Below are 23,084 nucleotides of genomic sequence, written 5' to 3'. Positions count from 1 at the left end.
CGAACCCCATGCTTTGAATGTCAAATTGGCCTCTGGTGCTTTTGTATGAAGCGTCAGCAGCTATTCCATAAATAGTAAATGTCCATGACATCCTTTCCCCTGCTGCAGACCATCAACGACCCCGCCGACCTGCGCAAGCTGTCCCGCGCCGACCTCAAGCAGCTGGCCACCGAGCTGCGCGCGTTCGTGATCGAAAGCGTGTCCCAGACCGGGGGGCACCTCAGCTCCAACCTGGGCACCGTCGAGCTCACCGTGGCGCTGCACCATGTGTTTCACACGCCTGAAGACCGGCTGGTGTGGGATGTGGGCCACCAGACCTATCCGCACAAGATCCTGACCGGGCGGCGCGACCGCATGCACACGCTGCGCCAGCTGGGTGGTATCTCTGGCTTTCCGCAGCGTGCTGAAAGCGTCTATGACACCTTTGGCACGGCGCATTCGAGCACCAGCATCTCGGCAGCCCTGGGCATGGCGCTGGCTGCGCAGCGCAAGGGCGAAGAGCGGCATGCCGTGGCCATCATCGGCGACGGCGCCATGACGGCCGGCATGGCCTTCGAGGCCTTGAACAACGCCGGCGTGGCCGATGCCAACCTGCTCGTCATCCTGAACGACAACGACATGAGCATCAGCCCGCCCGTGGGCGCGCTCAACCGTTATCTGGCCCAGCTCATGAGCGGCCAGTTCTATGCGGCCGCCAAGAACGTGGGCAAGAGCGTGCTCAAGAACGCGCCACCGCTGCTGGAACTGGCCAAGCGCCTGGAGCAGCAGGCCAAGGGCATGGTGGTGCCGGCCACCCTGTTCGAGAAATTCGGCTTCAACTATATCGGGCCCATCGACGGACACGACCTCGATTCGCTCATCCCCACGCTGGAAAACATCAAGGGCCTCAAGGGCCCGCAGTTCCTCCATGTGGTCACCAAGAAAGGCCAGGGCTACAAGCTGGCCGAGGCCGATCCCGTGGCCTACCACGGCCCCGGCAAGTTCGACCCGGCCGTGGGCCTGGTCAAAAGCGCGGCGGTGCCGAAACAGACCTTCACGCAGGTGTTTGGCGAGTGGCTGTGCGACATGGCCGCGCAGGACGACCGGCTGGTGGGTATCACCCCCGCCATGCGCGAGGGTTCGGGCATGGTCGAGTTTGAAAAGCGCTTTCCCGGCCGCTACTACGACGTGGGCATTGCCGAGCAGCATGCCATCACCTTCGCTGCCGGCATGGCCTGCGAGGGGGTCAAGCCGGTGGTGGCGATCTACTCCACCTTCCTGCAGCGCGGCTATGACCAGATGATCCACGACGTGGCGCTGCAGAACCTGCCGGTGGTGTTTGCGCTGGACCGCGCCGGCCTGGTGGGGGCCGACGGCGCCACCCATGCGGGCGCCTACGACATCCCCTTTGTGCGCTGCATTCCCCACATGAGCATGGCCTGCCCGGCCGACGAGCGTGAATGCCGCCAGCTGCTGAGCACTGCGTTCGAGCAGGACCACCCTGTGGCCGTGCGCTACCCGCGTGGCAGCGGAGCGGGCGTGCCCACCCTGCGCGGGCTGGAAGGTCTGCCGTTCGGCAAGGGCGAGATCCGCCGCGAACGCCAGGCCGGCGAGGCCGCTGCGGGCACGCCGCGCATTGCCATTCTGGCCTTTGGCACCTTGCTGTACCCCGCGCTGCAGGCCGCCGAGGCACTGGATGTCACCGTGGTCAACATGCGCTGGGCCAAGCCGCTCGATACCGAGCTGCTGCTGGAGGTGGCGGCACGCCACGATGCCCTCGTGACGCTGGAAGAGGGCGCCATCATGGGCGGCGCGGGCAGTGCCGTGCTGGAGGCGCTGGCCGCCGCCAAGGTGGTGCTGCCCGTGTTGCAGCTGGGGCTGCCCGATGCCTTCATCGAGCATGGTGATCCGGGCAAGCTGCTGTCGCTGCAGGGGCTGGATGCGGCCGGTATCCAGGCGTCGATTGCACGGCGGTTTCCCGCTTGAACGGAGCGCCTGGATAAGACCCGTGCGGTGGTGCTCGCGGGGTGGATCCCGCGGCGGGGGCGCCGCCATTCCTACAATGCTGGCGATGGCAAGACCATGGGCCTGCGTTGGGCCCCTGGTACGTGGCCGCTTGAGGCGTCTTGTTCCTTTCCTCCGGAGACAACTTCATGGATTCCATGGATCGCCGCAAACTCATCCAGCATGCGGGCATGGCTGGCGTGCTGGCTGCAGGTGCCGCGCCTGCGATTCACGCACAGCCGGTCCTGCGCTGGAGGCTGGTGTCGAGCTTTCCGCGATCGCTCGACACCATCTATGGTGTGGCGGAGGTCTTTGCACAAGCGGTGCGGGTGATGTCCAACGGGAGGTTCCAGATCTCCGTGCACGCTGACGGCGAACTCGTGCCGGCATTCGGTGTGGTGGATGCGGTGCAGTCCGCCGCGGTCGAGGCTGCGCACACGGCACCGTATTACTTCTATGGCAAGAGCCCCGCCTTCGCGCTGGGCTCCGCCATACCGTTTGGCTTCAATGCCCGGCAAATGAATGCCTGGATGCTGCATGGCAATGGCCGCAAGCTCATGGATGAGTTCTATGCGGGCTACAACATGCGCAGCTTTGCGGGGGGCAACACCGGCACGCAGATGGGTGGGTGGTTCCTTCAGGAGGTCCGCAGCCCGTCGGATTTCAAGGGCCTGAAGATGCGCCTGGGCGGTGGGCTGGTGGGCGATGTCCTGGCCAGGCTGGGGGTGATTCCCTCCAATCTGCCGGGGGGCGATATTTACCAGGCATTGCAGAAAAGGGAGCTCGATGCCGCGGAATGGGTCGGTCCCTACGACGACCAGAAGCTGGGGCTCCACAAGGTGGCACCGTACTACTACTATCCTGGTTGGTGGGAGGGCGGCCCGGAAATGGACTTCTACATCAACCTCAAAGCCTTCAATGCACTATCGGCCGATTACCGGGGCATCGTAGAGGCCGCGGCAGCTCTGGCGCACACCGACATGCTGGCGAAGTACGACGCACTGAACCCCGCGGCACTCAAGCAGCTGGTGGTGGCCAAGACCAAGGTGTCGCCATTCTCCCAAGGCATCATGGATGCCGCATTCAAGGCTTCGATGGAGGTGTTTGCCGGCAACGATGCCAGAAGCCCCGAGTGGAAGAAGATCTATGGAGACATGCGCAATTTCCAGCGCGACCAGATCCTCTGGTTCCGCTTTGCGGAGGCGCGGTACGACAGCTTCATGTCGGCCCAGAAAATCTGAAGCCCGTCCGTTGCTGGCCGCCGCGCCGCTAATGCTTGCAAAAGCCTGAATACACGGCCCAATATCGGTCTTGCGCGGGAAAACCCGCAAGAATAGCGGGAGGGGTATTTCTACAATGATCGATGGCTGAAAGAGCCCCTGGAGCACGTCCGCACAACGGGCGCAACTGAGTCTTGCAATCAATTTTCGGAGATAACCCTCATGGATCGTCGTTCCATCATCAAGCACGCCGGCATAGCTGGCGTTCTGGCGGCAGGTGCCGCACCTGCGGTACACGCGCAGGCCGCGGTCCGCTGGCGTCTCGCTTCGAGCTTCCCCAAGTCCCTGGACACCATCTTCGGCAGCGCTGAAACGCTGTCCAGGACGGTCAAGGCCATGTCGGGTGGCAAGTTTGAAATCTCCGTGCACCCTGCGGGCGAACTGATGCCCGCTTTCGGCGTGGTCGATGCGCTGCAATCCGACACCATCGAAATGGCCCAGTCGGCGGCTTATTACTTCACCGGCAAGGACCCTGCCTTTGCTTTCAGTTGCGCCGTGCCGTTCGGCCTGACCGCGCGCCAGAACACCTCCTGGAAGAAGTACGGCAACGGTGGCAAGCTGCTGGATGCCTTTTTCGAGAAATACAACTTCCGCACCGCCAGCGCGGGCAATACCGGCACCCAGATGGGCGGCTGGTACCGCAAGGAAATCAAGACCGTTGCGGATCTCAAGGGTCTGAAGATGCGCATGGGCGGCGGCGTTTTCGGTGAGGCCATGGCCAAGCTGGGCGTGGTGGCGCAGAACATGCCCGCCGGCGACGTGTACCAGGCGCTCGAAAAAGGCACGCTGGATGCCGCCGAGTTCGTGGGCCCCTATGACGATGCCAAGCTGGGCTTCAACAAGGTGGCGCCTTTCTACTATTACCCCGGCTGGTGGGAAGGTGGCGCGGACCTGGAATTCTTCGTCAACAACAAGAAGTTCGCCGCCCTGTCGGACGAAAACAAGGCCATCCTGAACGCTGCCATGGCCGTGGCAGCCACCGACATGACGGCCAAGTACGATGCCTACAACCCGATTGCACTGAAGAAGCTCGTGGCAGAAAAGACCAAGCTCACCGCTTTCCCCAAGGCAGTGATCGATGCCGGTTTCAAGGCCTGCATGGAAGTGTATGAAGAGCACAACGCCAAGTCGCCCGAGTTCAAGAAGATCTATGAAGACATGCGTGCCTTCCAGCGTGACCAGATCCTGTGGAACCGCTTCTCCGAGTATCCGTACAACCAGTACATGAACGGCGTCAAGATCTGAGAGCCGTTGCTGCGGGTGGCCCGCAAGGGCCCCCACATGTATTCAAGCCGCGCATGTCGCGGCTTTTTTGTTGGTGTTCCACGGGCGCCTGGCAGATGCATCTGGGTGCCAGGATTTGCAGGGGCGGCGTGGGCTGCACCACTCGTCCCTGGCTGGTTGTTCCTGTGCTGGTGGTTTGCAAAAAACCAGGAGGAGGTGCCGGCGCACAAGAAAAAGGCCCCGAAGGGCCTTTGAGGAGGTTGGCGTGGCGCATCGGGGGCGATGTGCACCGGATCCGCGCGGACCCGTTGCCGCGCGTCAGTTCGCCGGTTTCTTCAGCGCATCCTGCATCGCCTTCATCGGGTCGTCGGCAGGGGCTTCTTGTGCAGGTGCGGGGGCCGGGGTTTGTGCATCGGGGGTTGCGTCCGGGGCCGGGGGTGCGGTGGGCTCCTCGCTGCCGCCAAATGGTTCTTCGCCATAGGTTTCGCTTCCGGCGGGTCCACCCAGGGTGCCGCGCATCTGGTCGCCAATGCTCTCCATGTTGTATTCGACCTTGGCATCCAGCGCGCCGGTGACAATTTGCGGGAAGGCAATCAGCACGCCCACCATGGTCAGCTGGATCAGCAGGAACGGAATGGCGCCACGGTAAATCTGCATCGTCGTGACGGGTTCCATGGTCTTGCGCGTCACGCGGTCGACGTAGGGCTTGTCGGGTGCCACCGAACGCAGGAAGAACAGCGCAAAGCCGAACGGCGGGTGCATGAACGAGGTCTGCATGTTCACGGCCAGCAACACGCCGAACCAGATCAGGTCGATGCCCAGCTTGTCGGCCACGGGCGCCAGCAGGGGCACCACGATGAACGACAGCTCGAAGTAATCGAGGAAGAACGCCAGGAAGAACACCATGATGTTCACGGCGATCAGGAAGCCGACCTGGCCGCCGGGCAGGTTGGTGAGCAGATGCTCCACCCAGACCGGGCCGTCGGCGGCCTGGAACACCAGGCTGAACGTGGTGGCGCCAATCAGGATGAACATCACGAAGCTCGACAGCTTGGTGGTGGAGGCGAGGGCCTGCTTGAGCAGCTTCATGTCCAGGCGCTTGCGGCTCCAGCCCATGATCAACGCGCCCATGGCTCCCATGGCGCCCCCTTCGGTGGGGGTGGCGATGCCCAGGAAGATGGTGCCCAGCACCAGGAAGATCAGCAGCAGCGGCGGAATCAGCACAAAGGTCACACGTTCCGCCAGGCGCGAGAGCAGGCCCAGCTTGAAGCCCTTGTTGATCAGCGCAATGACCAGTGCCACCGCCGTGCCACCGCACATGGCCACCACGATTTTTTCGTCGGTGGCCACGGAGGTGACCAGCTTGCCTTGCCACCAGCTGTGCACCTCGGCCATGTGGCGTGCCAGGAAGACCGACACGGTGGCCGACAGCGCGGCCAGAACGGTCAGCGAGGTGTAGCCGCCACTGCCATTGGGTTCGCGGTAGGTGCGGGCTTCCGGGGGCAGGGCCGGCACCTGGTGGGGCTTGAAAATCGCCAGAAACATCACGTAGGCCACGTACATGCCCATGAGAAGGAAACCGGGGAGGAAGGCACCCTTGTACATGTCGCCCACGCTCCTGCCCAGCTGGTCGGCCATCAGGATCAGCACCAGCGATGGCGGAATGATCTGTGCCAGCGTGCCGGACGCTGCAATCACACCGCTGGTCAGCCGGCGGTCGTAGCCGTAGCGCAGCATGATGGGCAGCGAGATCAGGCCCATCGAGATCACCGACGCGGCAACCACCCCTGTCGTTGCAGCCAGCAGGGCGCCGACAAAAATCACAGCCAGGGCCAGACCACCGCGCATGGGGCCAAACACCTGGCCCACGGTATCGAGCAGGTCCTCCGCCATGCCGCTGCGCTCAAGAATCAAACCCATGAGCGTGAAGAAGGGGACCGCCAGCAAGGTGTCGTTGGCCATGATGCCAATCAGGCGCTGGGGGAGCCAGGCCAGCACCGAGCTGGGGAAAATGCCCATCTCGATACCCACAAAGCCGAAGAACAGGCCGCAGGCGCCGAGGCTGAAGGCCACGGGGAAACCCAGCAGCAGGAACATGATCAGCCCCGCAAACATGAAGGGGGCGAAATTGGCAGCGAAGAATTCCATGATGAAGATGCTCCGTGGGCTCAGCGTGCGGGCGTGGCAGGTGGGGTGGTGCCCGCGGCACTGGCTGCAGCCGCGGCGTCTTGCTGCTGCCGCAGGATTTCGACCAGTTCTTCCTCGGAGGACTTGTCGACGAGGCGACCCATGGGGTCGGGGCCCTGGCCGCGCAGGAAGGCGATGCGCTTGATGAGTTCAGACCAGCCCTGCAGCATCAGCAGCGCGAAGCCGACGGGCAGGGCCATCCACACGGGCCAGCGGATCAGGCCACCGGGGTTGCCCGACATTTCGCCGGTCTGGTACATCTGCACGACCAGGGGCCAGCTCAGGTACAGCACCACGATGCACAAAGGGGTGAGAAAGAGTGCAAAGCCCACGATGTCGATCCACACCTGCACGCGCTTGGGCAGGCGGCTGTTGACCACGTCGATGCGCACATGCTCGCGGTGCAGCAGCGTGAACCCGGCAGCCACCAGGAAAGACCAGGCAAACAGGTACCACTGTGCTTCCAGGAACGCATTGGAGCTGACCCCGAAAATCTTGCGCACCAGCGCGTTGACGGCGCTGACAGCGGTGGCGGCAAAGATCAGCCAGATGACGTACTTGCCGACAAAGGCATTGAGCCCGTCGATGGCGCGTGAAAATTTGAGAAGAGCCTGCATGGTGTCTCCAATGGAAAGGCTGTGCGTGCGACATCCCTTCCGCCCCGCGGGTAGGCGGGATGGCGGGACACATTTTTACAAAGGCGCGATTTTACGTAGCACTATAGTGGGAGCCTGACGGGAGTGTGACGGTGTAATCCCTTTGCACCGACTTGGCTTTTGTGCTCTTATATATATAGCAATCAGGGCTGCTTCCGGGGCAGCGGAGCGCGTTTCTTGCTTGCAAATTGCCACCATGGAAGCACCGTGCTCATGGCCAGCACTTCGCCACAGTGCAGAGGGGTGTAGCCCGGCAGTGCCTTCATGTGTGCCTGCCACTCGGGTGTTTGCAGCAAGCGGCGCAAGGCCTGCGTGGCGGGTTGGTCCAGGCTGGCCTTCAGGCAGGCCAGGTGGTAGCGCTCCTGCACCAGCGGCACGAAATCCAGCCCCCGGGTGCGCGCAGCCACCTCGATGCCCATGCCCACATCGGCCGCACCGGCCGCCACCGCCTGGGCAATGGCGGTGTGCGACGGTTCGTTGCGCATGTAGCCCGGGATGGCCTGGGCGTCCACACCCGCCTGGGCCAGCAGGTCATCGAGCAGCACGCGCGTGCCGCTGCCGAGTGGCCGGTTGATGAAGCGGGCGCCGGTGCGCACCACGTCCGCCAGGCTGTGGAGGCCGAGCGGATTGCCCGGGGCCACGATGAGGCCTTGCGTGCGCTGGGCAAAGCCGATGATCTTGTGCAGCCCGGGCTGCAGCAGGGGCTTGTAGGAGCGCGCTGCCACAGAGTCGGCGGCGGGCTGATCCACCGTGTGAAAGCCGGCCAGCGTGCAGCGCCCCTCGTTGAGTGCGCGGATTGCATCCACACTGCCGGTGAAGCGGATATCGAGGTGCAGCGCTCCGGCATCGGCCTGCGTGGCCGCATGGGCACGCAGCGCCACCAGGGCATCGTCGTGGCTGGCGTACAGGGTGAGCACATGGGCATCGGCGTCAAAGGCCACGGCAAAGGCGCGCTCCAGGTCGGCATGCAGGGCGGCGATCTGCGGCGCCAGGCGGGCCTGGGCCTGGCGCTCGGCCCACAGCAGCTTGGTGCCGAACTCGCTCAACTGGGCCGACTGGCCCTTGCCCCAGGTGACGAGTTCCCCACCGAGCTGGTCTTCCCAGCGCTTGAGGGCCCCCCACACATGGCGATAGGACAGCCCCAGCGCGCGCGCGGCGGCCGAAATCGAGCCTTGCTGCGCCACGGCCTGCAGCATCTCGGGCAAGGGGTTGCGGATCAGGGCGTCGCCGGCATCGCGGCTGAGCGTGTAGTGGAGTTGGACCCTATGCACAGGTGTTCATATCGCTGGAGATTGATTCGGTGCATACGATAGTCGAATCCATGTCCACTCTCTCTGAAAGCGTCCTCACGGCGCTGCATCTCACGGTTTCGGCCGACCCTGCTTTGTGGACCATCGTGGGTCGCTCCCTTGCTGTCAGCGGCACGGCCTGCCTGCTGGCCTGCGGCGGTGGCCTGGTGCTGGGCGCGTGGCTGGGCGTGGCGCGGTTCGCGGGCCGGGGGGGCGTGCTGGCCTGGCTCAACACCCTGCTGGCAGTGCCTTCGGTGGTCGTCGGACTCGTGGTCTATCTGCTGCTGTCGCGCAGCGGCCCGTTGGGCGCCATGGGATGGCTCTTCACCTTCAAGGCCATGGTCATTGCCCAGACCCTGCTGGTGCTGCCGGTCGTCACTGCCCTGACCTGCCAGTCGGTGGCCGATGCCGAGCGCAGCCATGGCGAGCAGTTGCAATCGCTGGGAGCGGGCCCCGTGATGCGCAGCCTGTTGCTGGCCTGGGACGAGCGCTATGCCCTCCTGACGGTGCTGATCGCATCGTTCGGGCGCGCCATTTCCGAGGTGGGCGCCGTGATGATCGTGGGCGGCAACATCGACGGTTTTACGCGCGTCATGACCACCGCCATCGCCCTGGAAACCAGCAAGGGCGATCTGCCACTGGCCCTGGCGCTGGGCCTGGTGCTGCTGGCCGTGGTGCTGGCACTCAATGTGCTGATTGCCGTGCTGCGGCGCTGGCGGGAAGGCGTGGACGGCACCTCGCAGGGCACCATGCCGGGGGTGCTGGCATGAGCGCAGTGCCCGCCGCGGGCGCGGCTGCGTCCTGGCCCGATGGTGTGAAGGTGGCGCGGGCGTCGTTGAGTCCGCCCGATCATCCCCCTGTTTTTTCCCTGCACGGCGTGGGTGTGCGCTATGGCCGCGTGCAGGCGCTCCTGGGTGTGAATCTGTCGGTGGCCCCGGGCGAGCGCGTGGCGTTGATCGGTGCCAATGGCTGTGGCAAGAGCACGCTGCTGCGCGTGCTGCACGGCCTGGCCAAACCCAGCAGCGGCCAGTTGCTGCGGAGCGATGGCCGCCGCCAGGCCATGCTGTTCCAGCGCCCGCACATGCTGCGCACCAGCGCCCAGCACAACGTGGCGCTGGGCCTGTGGCTGCAGGGTGTGCGCTGGCGTGACGCGCGCGCGCAGGCGTTGCTGGCATTGCAGCGCGTGGGGCTGGAGGGCATTGCGGCGCAAGGCGCGCGCACCCTCTCGGGCGGGCAGCAGCAGCGGGTGGCGCTGGCGCGGGCCTGGGCGCTGCGACCCGATGTGCTGCTGCTCGACGAGCCCACCGCCAGCCTCGACCCGCACGCCAAGCGCGAGGTCGAGCTGCTGATGGCCGACCTGGCCGCCAGCCACGGCCAGGCGGGCCCGGCCCACCCCGTGACCATGGTCTTCAGCAGCCACAACCTGGGCCAGGTCAAGCGGCTGGCCAGCCGGGTGATTTATCTCGAACACGGCGCTGTGCTGGCCGATTTGCCCGTGCACGACTTTTTCAACGGCCCCCTGCCCGACGCCGCCCGGTTGTTTGTCAAAGGAGAAATGGTATGAAGAACATGCAGTCTTTTGGGCTTCTGACGCTGACTTGTAAAGCGCTTTCAGCCATTGTTTTGGCCGTTTGTGGAGTCGCCAGCGCGCAGTCCATCACCATGGCGTCCACCACCTCCACCGAGCAGTCGGGCCTGTTCGGTTATCTGCTGCCCGAGTTCAAGAAGGCCAGTGGCCTGGACGTGAAGGTGGTGGCCCTGGGTACGGGCCAGGCGCTGGACACGGCGCGCCGCGGTGACGCCGATGTGCTGTTCGTGCACGACCAGGTGGCCGAGGAAAAGTTTGTGGCCGATGGCTGGGGCGTGAAGCGCTACCCCGTGATGTACAACGACTTCATCCTGGTCGGCCCCAGGAACGATCCCGCCGGTATCAAGGGCAAGGACATCGTGGAAGCGCTGAAAAAGCTGGCCGCTGGCAATGGCGAATTTGTCTCGCGTGGCGACAAGAGCGGCACCCACGCCGCCGAACTGCGCTACTGGAAGCTGGCGGGCGCCGATGCCGCCAAGGGCAGCGGCTACAAGGAGTGCGGCTGCGGCATGGGCCCGGCGCTCAACATTGCCGCCTCCAGCGGCGCCTATGTGCTGGCCGACCGGGGCACCTGGCTCAACTTCAAGAACCGCGCCGACCTGGCCGTGCTGGTGGAGGGTGACCAGCGCCTGTTCAACCAGTACGGCGTGATGGTGGTGAATCCCGCCAAGCACCCGCATGTGAAGGTGCAGGCTGCGCAGAAATTCGTGGACTGGGTGGTTTCACCCGTGGGCCAGACGGCGATCGCCAACTACAAGATCGGTGGTGAGCAGTTGTTCTTCCCGAACGCAGCGAAGTGACCCCCTGGGCCGCGTCGAGGCATCCCCTATGGGGACGCCACCAATGGCACGGCGCAGCCGGTTCCTCGGTGGCACTGGCATGGGCCATGCCGACTTTGTGGCGGTGGGGCCTTGTTTTGGGTAAGCAGCCGTAGCGCTTTGCGGGGCTGCTGCCTTAAGGGTGATCTTGCAGATCCTCCTCAATCCTCGTCTCTATGGTGGCTGCTGCGCCAGATGGCGCGCACCAGCCACAGCCCGCAGACCACGGCACCAAAGAAGCCCAGGAAGCCAAAGGCCGGTAGCCCGAACAGCGTGGGCCCGCCCTGCACGGTCATCACGATGGATGAGCCGATGATGAGGGCCGAGATGATGAGCGCCATCGACAGCCGGTTGGCAGAGCGGTCGATCTGGTCGCCCACCCGCTTGAGATGGGCCAGCTCGATACCCACCTGCAGGCGGCCCCGGCGCGCGTTGCGCAGCAGGCGCGCCAGGTCGTCGGGCAATTGCTCGGCGGTGGCCAGCGCCCGGCGCAAGGCCTGCCAGGCACGGCCGGCCAGTGCGCGCGGTTCATACCGTGTGCGCACCACCTGGTGCAGCAGCGGCAGGGCCTCGGTCGCCATGTGAAAGTCCGGGTCCAGGTTGCGGCCCATGCCTTCCAGCGAAATGAAGGCCTTGATGAGCAGGGCCAGGTCGGGTGGCAGGCCCAGGTGGTGCTCGCGCAGGATGGAGGTCACATCGGCCAGCATCTGGCCCAGCTGCAGTTGGGCCAGGGGCACGCCGTGGTACTGGTCGACAAAGGCCTCCACCTCCACCTCCAGTTGCCCCAGGTCCACGCCGTGGGCATCGCCCGCCCAGTCCAGCAGCACCTCGGCCACCGCCTGTGGCTGGCGCTCTACCAGGCCCAGCAGCATCTGCAGCAGCTCGTCGCGTCGCCGCTGCGACAGGCGTCCCACCATGCCGAAGTCGATGAAAGCGATGCGGTTGCCTTCCAGGTAGAACACATTGCCGGGGTGCGGATCGGCGTGGAAGATGCCGTCCTGCACAATCATTTTCAGCACGGCCTGGGCGCCGCGCCGGGCCAGTAAGGCGCGGTCAAAGCCGGCTTCGGGTGTCAGCACATCCAGCTGCCCGCCGGACACGCCCTCGATGAATTCCTGCACGTTGATGCGCTCACTGGTGTGCTCCCAGTAAACGCGCGGCACCACGATGTGGGGCAGACTGGTGAGGTTGCCGGCAATGCGCTCGGCGCTGCGGCATTCGCCCGCCAGGTTGAGTTCGCGCCGCAGTGAGCGTGCGAACTCGCGCACCAGCTGCTGCGGGCGGTAGGGCTTGAGGGCGGCCAGTTCGGCTTCGGCCAGCGCGGCCAGCCGCTCCAGCAGGCGCAGGTCGGCCTCGATCACCTCGCTGATGCCAGGCCGGCGTATCTTGACCACCACCTCGCTACCGTCGGGCAGCTGTGCGCGGTGCACCTGTGCGATCGAGGCCGCGGCCAGCGGCTCGGTGTCAAAGCGCGCAAAAACTGCCTCGGGCTCATCCCCCAGGTCCTGGCGCAACTGGGGGCGCAGCGCCTCCAGGGGAACGGCCGGGACATGGCTGTGGAGCTTCTCGAACTCGGCAATCCAGTCGGGGCCGAACAGATCGGCCCGGCCCGCCAAAAGCTGCCCGAACTTGACGAAGGTGGGGCCCAGCTCTTCCAGTGCCAGCCGTACCTGCACGGGCGGCTCGACGCGGGCCAGGTCGCCCGCCAGGTTCCAGTGGAGTGCCTGGCCGGCGCGCTCCAGCTTGTCGGCCAGGCCGAGGCGGCGCACGGTGTCGCCAAATCCGTGGCGCACCATCACGCCCAGAATCTCTTTCAGGCGCCCCAGGTCGCGCGCGGTGTCCAGGGTCTCGATCAGCATGGGGCGATGATAGTCCGGTGCTTTCAATGGCCCCCTGCAGGGCCATGCCGTCGCCTGGCGGTTGTGCGGGCCCGCCGCCGGGTATTCATGTCCAGTGGTAGTGGCCCGCGGCATGCAACGCCCAGCGGCCGTCGCCCGCCAGTTCCAGTACCTGGTGGTGGTATTCCAGCACGCTCCGGTGGTGGCTCACACTCACTGGCGTGATCGACAGGCCCGCCAGCTGTCCGTACAGCAGCGCCTCGTTGGCGGCATCGAGCGCACTGGTGGCTTCGTCCAGCAGCAGGTAGCGGGGCTTGGCCAGCAGCGCACGGGCAAAGGCCAGGCGCTGTTGCTCGCCGACCGACAGCACCTTGGCCCAATCGAGGTGGGCGCCCAGCCCGCCGAAGCGCTCGGCCAGTGTGGGCAGGTTCACCCGCTCCAGCCATTGCTGCAGCTCCGCGTCCGTAATTTCACGTTCCGTCTGGGGGTAGAGCAGCTGGCAGCGCAGGTCGCCCAGGGGCAGGTAGGGGTTCTGGGGCAGAAAAAGCATGTCGGGGTCGGCGGGGCGCACCACTTCGCCAGACCCGGTGGCCCACAGCCCGGCCACCACGCGCAGCAGCGAGCTTTTGCCCGCGCCGCTGGGCCCCACGATCAGCAGGCCCCGGCCAGGGTGCACGCGGAGCGTGAGGTCGCGCAGCAGCAGGTGTTCGCGGTTGGGGGTGAGCACCGTCAGCTGCGTGACCCCCAGTTCGAAGCCGGGCACGGTGTGGATATGGACCGCGGGTTCGAGGCTGGGCTCGCTGGTGCCCTGCGGTGCGGGGGGCACGGGGGGCACGGGGGGCAGCGCCTGGCCTTCGAGGGTGGTGGCAAACGCATGCAGCCGGTCCACGCCGGCCGAGAAGCGGCTCAGGCTTTCGAAATGCTCGACGATCACCGTCAGCGCGCTCAGGATGGCCGCAAAGGCGCCTGCGGCCTGAATGGCCCGCCCGACCTCCAGGTCGCCCGAGAGCACCTGGTTGGCAATGATCACGCTGGGCAGCACGATGGTCAGGAAGCTGTGGGTGTACTGGAACAGGTTGAGCTTGAACTGCCAGCGCAGCACCTGCTGGTAGTTGGCATACAGGGCGTCAAAAATGCGTCGCAGGGTGGACATTTCACGCTGCTCGCCACTGTGAAAGGCGATGGGCTCGGCATGCTCGCGCACCCGCACCAGGCTGAAGCGGAAATCGGCCTCGCGCTGCAGCTGGCGGTAGTTCAACCCGATCAGGCGCTGGCCAAAGACCTTGGCGGTGAACACGGTGCTGAAGATGGCGTAGCCGATCAGAAAATAGACCAGCCCCTGCGAGATGGCCCACAGCACACTGGCAAACGCAATCAGCTGGATCACCGCGCCCAGCGCGATCATCGAAAAATACAGCGACTGCTGCGTGAACGCGTTGATGTCTTCCGCGATGCGCTGGTCGGGGTTGTCGATGCCCACGATGGCATTCAGCCGGTAATAGGCCCGCTGCTCGAAATAGCGCGCCAGAAAATGCTGCGTGAGCCAGCGTCGCCAGCGCAGGCCCAGGGTGTCGCGCACGTAGTAATACAGCGCGTAGATCGGCACGGCCGCTACCAGGATGAGGGTGTAGCGCCGGATGGAAGCCCAGAAGCGGTCTGCATCGTGCGCCGCCAGCGCGGACGTGAATTCGCCGGTTTCGTGGTTGAACCACACATTGAAGGCGGTCTGCCCCAGCAGCAGCAACACCAGCAGCGCCAGCAGACCGCGCGAGCGCCAGCGCTCCTCGGATTGCCAGTAGGGCCGTGCAATCTGCACGAAACGGCGCCACAGGCGGGCGTTGAAGCCTGATGGATTTTCGTGGGGCATGGGTTGTTCGGTGTGGTGCACGGCTTGCCCTGAGGATTGTCGCCGCAGCCCAGCCTGCCGTGCGCAGGCCGAGAACCTTGCGGACAGTCGCAAGAGACAAGAAAAGCAACAAGATCGCTATTGAAAATATAGCTTTTGACGCTTTGTAGGAATGGGCGGATTCAAGTCCAAGCGCTATGGCCGCTTTTTACCAAAATTCGCGTGAACCCTGTCTTTTGACTGTCCCGAGCTTGCGGTACACCGTGGCGCGGCTGATGCCCAGTGCGCGGGCGGCTTCGGCCACGTTGCCGCGCGCATCCTGCACAGCCTGGCGGATGAGGGCGGCTTCGGCCGCGCGCAGCGGCGCCGGGCTGCTGGCGCCGGCCACCGCCGGGACGGTGTGCGCCAGGCGGGATGGCGTGCGGGCCGGATGGGATCGCAGGGCCAGGCCCTGCAGGCGCAGGCCCGACCACAGGGGCAGGTCCAGCGGCACGGCCGGTGGGCGCTGCCCCGCATCGAACAGCAGGGGCCACGGCAGGGCCAGCAGATCGCTGCAATGCACTGGCGCGCCGGGCTCGCGCAGCGGCTGCGGCACCAGCTGGCGTGCCATGGTGTTGGTGCCCAGCACGGCGCCGTCGGCGTCCAGCGCCATCAGGCCGTCGCCGTCGCCACCCAGCGTGCTGCCCGGCCAGTTGATGCGCAGCAGCAGCGCGTGCGGCAGTTGCAGCAGCAGGGCGTCCTCGATGGCGCGGGCCGAGCAGGCGACCAGGTGGCGCAGCTCGGGCCGCTCGGGCACATCCACGCCGGTCAGGTCGAGCATGTCCACGCACTGGCCCTGGGGCCCGAACAGGGGTGCGCCGGCGCAGCTGTAGCCGCTGTTGGCGTCAAAGAAATGTTCGCCCCGGTGCAACCACACCGGCTGCAGCTCGGCCAGTGCAGCGCCGATGGCGGTGGTACCCACGGCGGCCTCGGACAGGTCGATGCCCACGCGGCCGATGGCGCGGGCGCGGGGGTCATGGCGGTCCAACGCGCCCTGCACCGCGATCACCATGCCGCGCGCGTCGGTCAGCAGGGCGAAATAGTGCACGTCTGCAATGGCGCGGGCGAGTTGTTCCAGCACGGGCCGGGCCGCTTGCAGCAGCGTGGCGTGCTGCTCGGCGGTGCGCTGCACGGCGCGGGCGCTGACGACGTTGAACACCAGCGCCTGCGCGGGCCGGTGCCCGCTGGCCAGGCAGCGCTGCCACGAGCGCACGATCCAGGGCTCGATGGCCAGCGTGGCGGGCAAGGGCCCCTGGCTGAGCATGGCGCTGCGCGCCTGGGCAATCAGGTGCTGGCGCTCGGTGGGGATGGGCGGGGCAACGGCAAGCATGGAACCTCCGGTAGAGGGGGTGGCGCTGGGTGCGCGGCAGATGTGGCGCCGCCCTTGGGATGCAGTCCGCATGTGCACTGCAACATGTTTCATTTTGAGAATATCCCCTGCGGCCTTCCAGGAACCGAGGGTTCTCCCTAGGAATCAGTGGGTGCGCTCGGCCCAAGATGCGGTTTGCAGTTCCAGCCAACACCGCTTCAGGAGACAGCCAGATGCAAGTCCAGTTCACGGTCAACGGGCGTGCCGCCCGTGTTGACGTTCCTCCCAACACCCTGCTTGTCCATGCGCTGCGCGAGCACCTGCTGCTCACCGGCACCCATGTGGGCTGCGACACCAGCCAGTGCGGCGCCTGCACCGTGATCGTCAACGGCCGTGCCGTCAAATCCTGCGCCATGCTGGCCGTGCAGGCGCAGGGCGCCGAGGTGCAGACCATCGAAGGCCTGGCCGCGCCCGACGGCACCATGCACCCCATGCAGGCGGCCTTCAAGGAGTGCCATGGCCTGCAGTGCGGCTTCTGCACCCCCGGCATGGTGATGAGCGCGGTGGACCTGTGCAAGAACCACCCCCACGCCAGCGAAGGCGAGATCCGCGAGCTGCTCGAAGGCAACATCTGCCGCTGCACGGGCTACCAGAACATCGTGCGCGCGGTGCAGGTCGGCCAGAAGGCCATGGCGTCGGCATAAACACAGGGGAGAACAACCATGGGTGCATCCGACTTTTCCAAGCTGCCGCACATCGGCGAATCGCTCAAGCGCAAGGAAGACTACCGTTTCCTGACCGGTGCGGGCCAGTACACCGACGACGTGGTGCTGGCCGCGCAAAGCCACGCGGTGTTCGTGCGCTCGCCGCACGCGCACGCCAAAATCAACCGCATCAACGCCAGCGCCGCCCAGGCCGCGCCGGGCGTGCTGGGCGTTTTCACCGGCGCCGATGTGGCCGCCGACAGCATCAACGGCCTGCCCTGCGGCTGGCTCATCACCAGCACCAACGGCGAGCCCATGAAGGAGCCGCCGCACCCCATCCTGGCGCAGGGCAAGGTGCGCTACGTGGGCGACCATGTGGCCATGGTGGTGGCGCAAACCCAGCAGCAGGCGCGCGACGCCGCCGAGCTGGTGGAGGTGGACTACGACGTGCTGCCCGCCGTGGTCAACGTGGCCGATGCCGCCGCCGGCAAGGTGGCCGGGGCGGTGGTGCACGACATCGCTGCCGACAACCATTGCTTCAAATGGGCGATCGGCGACAAGGGCGCGGTGGACGCCGTGTTCGCCGGCGCCGCGCATGTGACGAAGCTCGATCTGGTCAACAACCGCCTGATCCCCAACGCCATGGAGCCGCGCGCCGCCATTGGCAGCTACAGCCGTGCGAACGACGAATACACGCTGTATGTGAGCAACCAGAACCCGCATGTCGAGCGCCTCTTGATGACGGCCTTTGTGATGGGCCTGCCCGAGCACAAGGTGCGCGTGATCGCGCCCGATGTGGGCGGCGGCTTCGGTTCCAAGATCTTTCTGTATGCCGAGGACGTGTGCCTGACCTGGGCCGCCAAAAAGCTCAACCGCAACATCAAGTGGGTGGCCGACCGCAGCGAGTCCTTCCTCTCGGATGCGCATGGCCGCGACCATGTCAGCCACGCCGAAATGGCCATGGATGCCAACGGCAAGTTCCTGGCCCTGCGCGTGCACACCGACGCGAACGTGGGCGCCTACCTCTCCACCTTTGCCAGCGCGGTGCCCACCATCCTGTATGCCACGCTGCTGGCCGGGCAATACAGCACACCGCAGGTCCATGTGGAAGTGGATGCCTGGTTCACCAACACGGCCCCGGTGGATGCCTACCGCGGTGCGGGCCGGCCCGAGGCCACCTACCTGCTGGAGCGCCTGGTCTCGCGCTGCGCCTGGGACATGGGGCTGGCGCAAGACGAGATCCGCAAGCGCAACTTCATCACCAGCTTCCCCTACCAGACGCCGGTGGCGCTGCAATACGACATTGGCGACTACCACGCCTGCATGGCGCAGGCCGAGCAACTGGCCGATGTGGCCGGCTTTGCCGCACGCCGGGCGGCCAGCGAGGCGAAGGGTTTGAAGCGTGGCATCGGCTACAGCAGCTACATCGAGGCCTGCGGCATTGCGCCGTCCAACATCGCGGGCGCCCTGGGCGCGCGCGCCGGGCTGTTCGAATGCGGCGAGGTGCGCGTGCACCCCACGGGCAGCGTGACGGTGTTCACCGGCTCGCACAGCCACGGCCAGGGGCACGAGACCACCTTTGCGCAGGTGGTGGCCGCGCGCCTGGGCATCCCGGTGGAAAACGTGGACATCGTGCACGGCGACACGGGCCGCGTGCCGTTTGGCATGGGCACCTACGGCTCGCGCTCCATCAGCGTGGGCGGCGCGGCCATCATGAAGGCGCTGGACAAGATCGAGGCCAAGGCCAAGAAGATTGCCGCGCACCTCATGGAAGCCAGCGATGCCGACATCGACTTCAGCGGCGGCGAATTCACCGTGCGCGGCACCGACAAGAAGATCCCCTTCGGCCAGGTGGCGCTCACGGCCTACGTGCCGCACAACTACCCGCTCGACAAGCTCGAACCGGGTTTGAACGAGACCGCGTTCTACGACCCGACCAACTTCACCTTTCCTGCGGGCACCTACATCTGCGAGGTGGAAGTGGACCCGGCCACGGGCTTGACCCGCGTGGACCGGTTCACTGCGGTGGACGACTTCGGCACCATCATCAACCCCATGATCGTGGAAGGCCAGGTGCACGGCGGCCTGGTGCAGGGCATCGGCCAGGCGCTGCTGGAAAACTGCGTGTACGACCGCGAAACGGGCCAGCTGCTCACCGGCAGCTTCATGGACTACGCCATGCCGCGCGCCGACGACTTTCCCACCTTCCAGCTCGGCCATGTGTGCACGCCCTGCACGCACAACCCGCTGGGCACCAAGGGCTGCGGCGAGGCCGGGGCCATCGGCTCGCCGCCGGCGGTGATCAACGCCGTGCTGGATGCTTTACACCCGCTGGGCGTGAAGGACTTCGACATGCCCGCATCGCCGCATCGCGTGTGGGAAGCCATCCAGAGCGCCAAAACATGAAGCCCCCCCTGAGTCGCTTCGCGCCTTCCCCCTCCAGCGGGACGCCGCCAGCGCGGCGGGGCGGCCCTTGCGCGGCGGCCGCTGGCCTTTGCCGCGCGTTTTTCACCGGTTGCGAGCCTTTGCTGTCGCAGCATGAAAACTGACAGGAGTTCCCTATGTACGCATTCATCTTTGAGGCGCCTTCCTCCACCGCCGCTGCCGCGCAAATCATCGCCCAGGGCGGCAAGCTGCTGGCAGGCGGTCAAAGCCTGCTGCCGTCCATGCGCCTGCGCCTGGCCCACCCCGAGAAGATCGTCGATCTGAACCAGATTGCCGAACTGGCGGGCATCCGCCGCGAGGGCAATGCGCTGGTCATCGGCGCCATGACGCGCCACGCCGACGTGGCGGCGAGCAGCGAGGTCAAGGCCGCCATTCCCGCGCTGGCCGACCTGGCCGCCCACATCGGCGACCGTCAGGTGCGGGCACGTGGCACGCTGGGAGGCTCGGTGGCCAACAACGACCCCGCCGCCTGCTACCCCAGCGCGGTGCTGGGCCTGGGTGCGACGGTCATCACCAACCAGCGCGAGATCGCGGCCGACGACTTCTTTGTGGGCATGTTCACCACGGCGCTGGATGAGGGCGAGATCATCACCGCCATCCGCTTCCCCATCCCCAAGCGCGCCGCGTACATGAAGTTCAAACAGGCGGCATCGCGCTTCTCGCTGGTGGGGGTGTTTGTGGCGCAGACCGACAGCGGCGTGCGCGTGGCCGTCACCGGTGCGGCCAGCAGCGTGTTCCGCCATGCGGGGCTGGAGGCGGCGCTCAACCAGAGCTTCACGCCGCAGTCGGCGACCAGCGTCAAGATCGACGCGAGCGACCTGAACGCCGACATCCACGCCAGCGCTGCCTACCGCGCCAACCTCATCAGCGTGCAAACCCAGCGCGCTGTGCAGCAGATGCTGGGATGACATGAGGGCAACCCCGCCACCGCGGTGCGGCACCCGGTGGTGGGTTTTTGAGTGAAATGGGCCGCTAGCGATAGAAGAACATGCGCTGGCAGCTATGAATTGGATAGCAATGAACTCGTTGAACGCCGCGCCGGTTCCGGCTTCCATCGACGCCCTGGTAGAGGCCCTGCAGAGCGTGGGCTATTTTGCCGACCGTCGCCTGGCCACGGCGGTGTTCCTGGCGCTCAGGCTGCAACGGCCTTTGTTGCTGGAGGGTGAGCCCGGCGTGGGCAAGACGGCGCTGGCGCAGGCGCTCTCCAAGGTGCTGGCGCGCAGCCTGATCCGTCTGCAGTGCTACGACGGCCTGGAGCAGCGCGAGGCGCTGTACGAATGGAACTACGCTGCCCAGCTGCTGCACATGCGGGCTGCGGAGGGGCAGGGCGGTGCCGACATGGCGCAGGTGGAGCGCGAGGTCTACCAGGACCGCTACCTCATCCGCCGCCCCCTGCTGCAGGCGCTGCAGGCCCCGGCGCCCGGTGCCGTGCTGCTGATCGACGAAGTGGACCGCGCCGACGAGCCCTTCGAGGCCTTTTTGCTCGAATACCTGGGCGAGTACCAGGTGAGCATCCCCGAGATCGGCACCGTGCGCGCCACGGCCACGCCGGTCACCATCTTGACCAGCAACCGCACGCGCGACCTGCACGACGCCGTCAAGCGCCGCTGCCTGTACCACTGGCTGGACTACCCCGAGCGCGAGCGCGAGCTGGCCATCGTGCGTGCGCAGGTGCCTGGCGCCAGCGAAGCGCTGGCCACCCAGGTGGCCGAGTTTGTGGGCCGCCTGCGCAGCCAGCCCTTTGCCAACGCTTTTCAGCGCGCCCCCGGCATTGCCGAGAGCGTGGAATGGGCCAAGGCGCTGGTGGCGCTGGACACCATCGTGGTGGACCCGGAGGTGGTGTCGGACACCGCCGGCATCCTGTTCAAGCAGCGCGAGGACGTGGCGGCGCTCACGCGCGACATGGCGGTGCAGTTGCTGCAGCCCGCCGATGCCGATGCATGAAGGCCGGGCCATGGCGCAGGGCGCAACGATCTCGCAGCTGGGCGATGCCCGCACCGGCAAGCTGGCCGACAACCTGAGTGGCTTTGGCCGCACGCTGCGCCGCGCTGGCGTGCGCGTGGACGCCGCGCGCATGGCCTTGGCCCAGCAGGCGGTGATGCTGGTGGGTCTTCTGCGCGAGGATTTCAGCGCCGCGCTGGAGGCCGTGCTGGTCAGCCGCGAGCAGGACCGCATGGTGTTCCGCGAACTGTTCGACGCGTACTTCCGCAACCCCAATGTGGCGCAAAAGCTGCTCGCGCAGATGCTGCCCAGTGCCGAATCCAGGGCCGAGCCCGCCAAGCGCCGCCCCCGCGTGAGCGAGGCGCTGGCACCCGTGCGCGCCGCCCGCAGCGCGCCACCGCCGCGCGAGGACGACAAGGTGGATTTCGATGCGGCCATGACGGCCAGCGACCTGCAGCGCTTGCGCCAGGCCGATTTCAACCAGCTCTCGGCCAGCGAGTACCTGCTGGTCGAGCGCCTGGCGCGCGACATCCCTTTGCCTTTGCCGCACTACGCTGCCCGCCGCACCCGGCCGGGCCTGCGCGGCAGCCGCCCGCACTGGCCCGGCGCCATGCACCTGGCCGCCCGCAGCGGTGGCGAGGTGCTGCGTGTGCCCTTGCTGCAGCGGCGCCAGCAACCCCTGCCGCTGCTGGTGCTGGTGGATGTGTCCGGCTCCATGGAGCGCTATGCGCGCCTGCTGTTGGCCTTCTTGCACGCCGCCACCGCGCCGCACCACACGGGGGCTGTCGTGCGCCGCGATGTGTTTGCTTTTGGCACGGGCCTGACCGACCTCACGCCCGCCTTTCGCCTGGCCGACACCGATGCCATGCTGCAGGCGGCCAGCCATGCCATCCACGACTTTGCCGGCGGCACCCGCATGGGCGAGAGCCTGGCCCAGCTGCGCGCGCAGCATGCCCGGCGGCTGGTGGGGCGGCGCACGCTGGTGCTGCTCATCAGCGACGGGCTGGACACCGGCGCGCCCGAGGTGCTGGCTCAGGAGCTGGGCTGGCTGCGCCGCCACGCAGGCCGGCTGCTATGGCTCAACCCTTTGCTGCGCTTTGAGGGCTACGCGCCCACGGCGCGGGGTGCGGCCGAGCTGCACCGCCAGGCCCATGGCATGCTGGCCGTGCACAACCTCGGCCGCTTGCAGGACCTGGCGGCCAGCCTGGCCACCTTGCTCCGGCAATGACCGATTTCAGAGAAACGAAAAACACGAGAGGAATCCGCCATGGAAATGCAAGCGACCCGCACCCTTGCCGTCAGCCAGCAACAGGCCTGGGATGCGCTCAACGACCCCGAGGTGCTCAAGCTGTGCATCCCCGGTTGTGACAAGGTCGAGCCCACGGGCGAGCACCAGTACGCCGTGGCCATGGCCGTCAAGATCGGCCCCGTGTCGGCCAGATTCACGGGCAAGATCACGCTGGCCGACATCGTGCCGCCCGAGAGCTACACCATCGCCTTTGATGGTTCGGGCGGCGTGGCCGGCTTTGGCAAGGGCCATGCGCGGGTCTTGCTGGTGCCGTTGCCAGCCGATGGCGCAGGGCAGGAGAGTTGCGAGCTGAACTACACCGTGCAAGCCAGCGTGGGCGGCAAGATTGCCCAGCTGGGCCAGCGCCTGATCGACGGCGCCGCCAAGGGCATGGCCGAAGACTTCTTCAAGCGCTTTGACGACGAGATGCAGCGGCGCTACCCGCGTGACGATGCGGTGGACACGGTGCCGTCGGAATACGATCAATTGCGCGATGTGCCGGATGCAAGGGCGGGTGATGGCCATCCCCACGCTGGCATCCCGGTATGGGTGTGGGTGGCTGGCGCGGTGGCGCTGGTGCTGTTAGCGTGGTGGCTGACTTGAGCTCCTCCTGTGCCGCTTCGCGCCGGTCCCCAGAGGGGACTTCACC

At 66.3% G+C, this 23,084-nt stretch carries 18 protein-coding genes; 12 read left to right on the top strand and 6 right to left on the bottom strand.

Annotated elements, in window-relative coordinates:
- The first annotated feature begins 78 nt into the window (after positions 1-78).
- The 3 genes from dxs (at position 79) to BLW02_RS10580 (ending at position 4,508) form a co-directional block, all read left to right on the top strand.
- Positions 79-1,965, top strand: coding sequence for a 1-deoxy-D-xylulose-5-phosphate synthase (gene dxs, locus BLW02_RS10590; protein WP_092698364.1), 1,887 nt, complete (start codon positions 79-81; stop codon positions 1,963-1,965).
- A 176-nt stretch (positions 1,966-2,141) separates the two neighbouring features.
- Positions 2,142-3,224, top strand: a complete 1,083-nt coding sequence (locus tag BLW02_RS10585) for a TRAP transporter substrate-binding protein (protein ID WP_092698400.1) — start codon at positions 2,142-2,144, stop codon at positions 3,222-3,224.
- 201 nt (positions 3,225-3,425) lie between these two features.
- The gene (locus BLW02_RS10580; protein ID WP_092698362.1) at positions 3,426-4,508 is read left to right on the top strand and encodes a TRAP transporter substrate-binding protein; all 1,083 of its coding nucleotides are present in this window, start codon (positions 3,426-3,428) and stop codon (positions 4,506-4,508) included.
- A gap of 297 nt (positions 4,509-4,805) precedes the next feature.
- Here BLW02_RS10580 and BLW02_RS10575 read toward each other — a convergent pair whose 3' ends face one another.
- The 3 genes from BLW02_RS10575 to BLW02_RS10565 all read right to left on the bottom strand — a co-directional run bounded on the left by BLW02_RS10575 (position 4,806) and on the right by BLW02_RS10565 (position 8,601).
- Positions 4,806-6,635 (bottom strand): TRAP transporter large permease, encoded by a 1,830-nt coding sequence (locus BLW02_RS10575; protein ID WP_092698360.1) that lies wholly within the window; start codon positions 6,633-6,635, stop codon positions 4,806-4,808.
- A gap of 20 nt (positions 6,636-6,655) precedes the next feature.
- Entirely contained in the window at positions 6,656-7,291 is a 636-nt protein-coding gene (locus BLW02_RS10570) for a TRAP transporter small permease subunit (protein ID WP_092698358.1), read from the bottom strand.
- A 182-nt stretch (positions 7,292-7,473) separates the two neighbouring features.
- Positions 7,474-8,601 (bottom strand): substrate-binding domain-containing protein, encoded by a 1,128-nt coding sequence (locus tag BLW02_RS10565; RefSeq protein ID WP_092698356.1) that lies wholly within the window; start codon positions 8,599-8,601, stop codon positions 7,474-7,476.
- A gap of 50 nt (positions 8,602-8,651) precedes the next feature.
- Here BLW02_RS10565 and BLW02_RS10560 point away from each other — a divergent pair, with 50 nt between their 5' ends.
- From BLW02_RS10560 to BLW02_RS10550, 3 genes are read left to right on the top strand one after another with little or no spacing between them, the layout of a single operon-like run.
- Positions 8,652-9,389: an ABC transporter permease gene (locus BLW02_RS10560; protein WP_092698354.1), complete on the top strand. Its 738-nt coding sequence runs from the start codon at positions 8,652-8,654 to the stop codon at positions 9,387-9,389.
- Complete coding sequence (locus BLW02_RS10555) at positions 9,386-10,183, top strand: ABC transporter ATP-binding protein (RefSeq protein ID WP_092698352.1); 798 nt, start codon at positions 9,386-9,388, stop codon at positions 10,181-10,183. The genes BLW02_RS10560 and BLW02_RS10555 overlap by 4 nt, the downstream gene beginning before the upstream one ends.
- The gene (locus BLW02_RS10550) at positions 10,180-11,007 is read left to right on the top strand and encodes an ABC transporter substrate-binding protein (RefSeq protein ID WP_092698350.1); all 828 of its coding nucleotides are present in this window, start codon (positions 10,180-10,182) and stop codon (positions 11,005-11,007) included. The genes BLW02_RS10555 and BLW02_RS10550 overlap by 4 nt, the downstream gene beginning before the upstream one ends.
- A 179-nt stretch (positions 11,008-11,186) precedes the next feature.
- Here BLW02_RS10550 and BLW02_RS10545 read toward each other — a convergent pair whose 3' ends face one another.
- From BLW02_RS10545 to BLW02_RS10535, 3 genes are all read right to left on the bottom strand, one after another.
- On the bottom strand, positions 11,187-12,884 hold the full coding sequence (locus tag BLW02_RS10545; RefSeq protein WP_092698348.1) for an ABC1 kinase family protein: 1,698 nt from the start codon (positions 12,882-12,884) through the stop codon (positions 11,187-11,189).
- A gap of 85 nt (positions 12,885-12,969) precedes the next feature.
- Positions 12,970-14,730, bottom strand: coding sequence for an ABC transporter ATP-binding protein/permease (locus BLW02_RS10540; RefSeq protein ID WP_092698346.1), 1,761 nt, complete (start codon positions 14,728-14,730; stop codon positions 12,970-12,972).
- A 187-nt stretch (positions 14,731-14,917) separates the two neighbouring features.
- Positions 14,918-16,078 (bottom strand): helix-turn-helix domain-containing protein, encoded by a 1,161-nt coding sequence (locus BLW02_RS10535; RefSeq protein WP_092698344.1) that lies wholly within the window; start codon positions 16,076-16,078, stop codon positions 14,918-14,920.
- 212 nt (positions 16,079-16,290) lie between these two features.
- Here BLW02_RS10535 and BLW02_RS10530 point away from each other — a divergent pair, with 212 nt between their 5' ends.
- The 6 genes from BLW02_RS10530 to BLW02_RS10505 all read left to right on the top strand — a co-directional run bounded on the left by BLW02_RS10530 (position 16,291) and on the right by BLW02_RS10505 (position 23,038).
- Complete coding sequence (locus BLW02_RS10530; RefSeq protein ID WP_092698342.1) at positions 16,291-16,761, top strand: (2Fe-2S)-binding protein; 471 nt, start codon at positions 16,291-16,293, stop codon at positions 16,759-16,761.
- A gap of 18 nt (positions 16,762-16,779) precedes the next feature.
- On the top strand, positions 16,780-19,167 hold the full coding sequence (locus BLW02_RS10525) for a xanthine dehydrogenase family protein molybdopterin-binding subunit (protein ID WP_092698340.1): 2,388 nt from the start codon (positions 16,780-16,782) through the stop codon (positions 19,165-19,167).
- Between the two features lie 155 nt (positions 19,168-19,322).
- On the top strand, positions 19,323-20,114 hold the full coding sequence (locus tag BLW02_RS10520) for an FAD binding domain-containing protein (RefSeq protein WP_092698338.1): 792 nt from the start codon (positions 19,323-19,325) through the stop codon (positions 20,112-20,114).
- A gap of 109 nt (positions 20,115-20,223) precedes the next feature.
- Entirely contained in the window at positions 20,224-21,150 is a 927-nt protein-coding gene (locus BLW02_RS10515) for an AAA family ATPase (RefSeq protein WP_092698336.1), read from the top strand.
- On the top strand, positions 21,137-22,375 hold the full coding sequence (locus BLW02_RS10510) for a vWA domain-containing protein (RefSeq protein ID WP_244273672.1): 1,239 nt from the start codon (positions 21,137-21,139) through the stop codon (positions 22,373-22,375). Before BLW02_RS10515 ends, BLW02_RS10510 begins: the two co-directional genes overlap by 14 nt.
- A 39-nt stretch (positions 22,376-22,414) precedes the next feature.
- Positions 22,415-23,038, top strand: a complete 624-nt coding sequence (locus BLW02_RS10505; RefSeq protein ID WP_092698334.1) for an SRPBCC family protein — start codon at positions 22,415-22,417, stop codon at positions 23,036-23,038.
- Positions 23,039-23,084 lie beyond the last annotated feature (46 nt).

Origin of the sequence: Acidovorax soli (assembly GCF_900107605.1) — a bacterium.
Taxonomy (GTDB): domain Bacteria; phylum Pseudomonadota; class Gammaproteobacteria; order Burkholderiales; family Burkholderiaceae_C; genus Acidovorax; species Acidovorax soli.
Note: the sequence above shows the minus strand (reverse complement) of the source record. Positions and strands in the feature narration are given on the sequence as shown.

Coding starts and splice junctions, on each gene's coding strand:
- dxs (WP_092698364.1), top strand. CDS start 79: ATGTCCATGACATCCTTTCCCCTGCTGCAGACCATCAACGACCCCGCC.
- BLW02_RS10585 (WP_092698400.1), top strand. CDS start 2,142: ATGGATCGCCGCAAACTCATCCAGCATGCGGGCATGGCTGGCGTGCTG.
- BLW02_RS10580 (WP_092698362.1), top strand. CDS start 3,426: ATGGATCGTCGTTCCATCATCAAGCACGCCGGCATAGCTGGCGTTCTG.
- BLW02_RS10575 (WP_092698360.1), bottom strand. CDS start 6,635: ATGGAATTCTTCGCTGCCAATTTCGCCCCCTTCATGTTTGCGGGGCTG.
- BLW02_RS10570 (WP_092698358.1), bottom strand. CDS start 7,291: ATGCAGGCTCTTCTCAAATTTTCACGCGCCATCGACGGGCTCAATGCC.
- BLW02_RS10560 (WP_092698354.1), top strand. CDS start 8,652: ATGTCCACTCTCTCTGAAAGCGTCCTCACGGCGCTGCATCTCACGGTT.
- BLW02_RS10555 (WP_092698352.1), top strand. CDS start 9,386: ATGAGCGCAGTGCCCGCCGCGGGCGCGGCTGCGTCCTGGCCCGATGGT.
- BLW02_RS10550 (WP_092698350.1), top strand. CDS start 10,180: ATGAAGAACATGCAGTCTTTTGGGCTTCTGACGCTGACTTGTAAAGCG.
- BLW02_RS10545 (WP_092698348.1), bottom strand. CDS start 12,884: ATGCTGATCGAGACCCTGGACACCGCGCGCGACCTGGGGCGCCTGAAA.
- BLW02_RS10540 (WP_092698346.1), bottom strand. CDS start 14,730: ATGCCCCACGAAAATCCATCAGGCTTCAACGCCCGCCTGTGGCGCCGT.
- BLW02_RS10535 (WP_092698344.1), bottom strand. CDS start 16,078: ATGCTTGCCGTTGCCCCGCCCATCCCCACCGAGCGCCAGCACCTGATT.
- BLW02_RS10530 (WP_092698342.1), top strand. CDS start 16,291: ATGCAAGTCCAGTTCACGGTCAACGGGCGTGCCGCCCGTGTTGACGTT.
- BLW02_RS10525 (WP_092698340.1), top strand. CDS start 16,780: ATGGGTGCATCCGACTTTTCCAAGCTGCCGCACATCGGCGAATCGCTC.
- BLW02_RS10520 (WP_092698338.1), top strand. CDS start 19,323: ATGTACGCATTCATCTTTGAGGCGCCTTCCTCCACCGCCGCTGCCGCG.
- BLW02_RS10515 (WP_092698336.1), top strand. CDS start 20,224: ATGAACTCGTTGAACGCCGCGCCGGTTCCGGCTTCCATCGACGCCCTG.
- BLW02_RS10510 (WP_244273672.1), top strand. CDS start 21,137: ATGCCGATGCATGAAGGCCGGGCCATGGCGCAGGGCGCAACGATCTCG.
- BLW02_RS10505 (WP_092698334.1), top strand. CDS start 22,415: ATGGAAATGCAAGCGACCCGCACCCTTGCCGTCAGCCAGCAACAGGCC.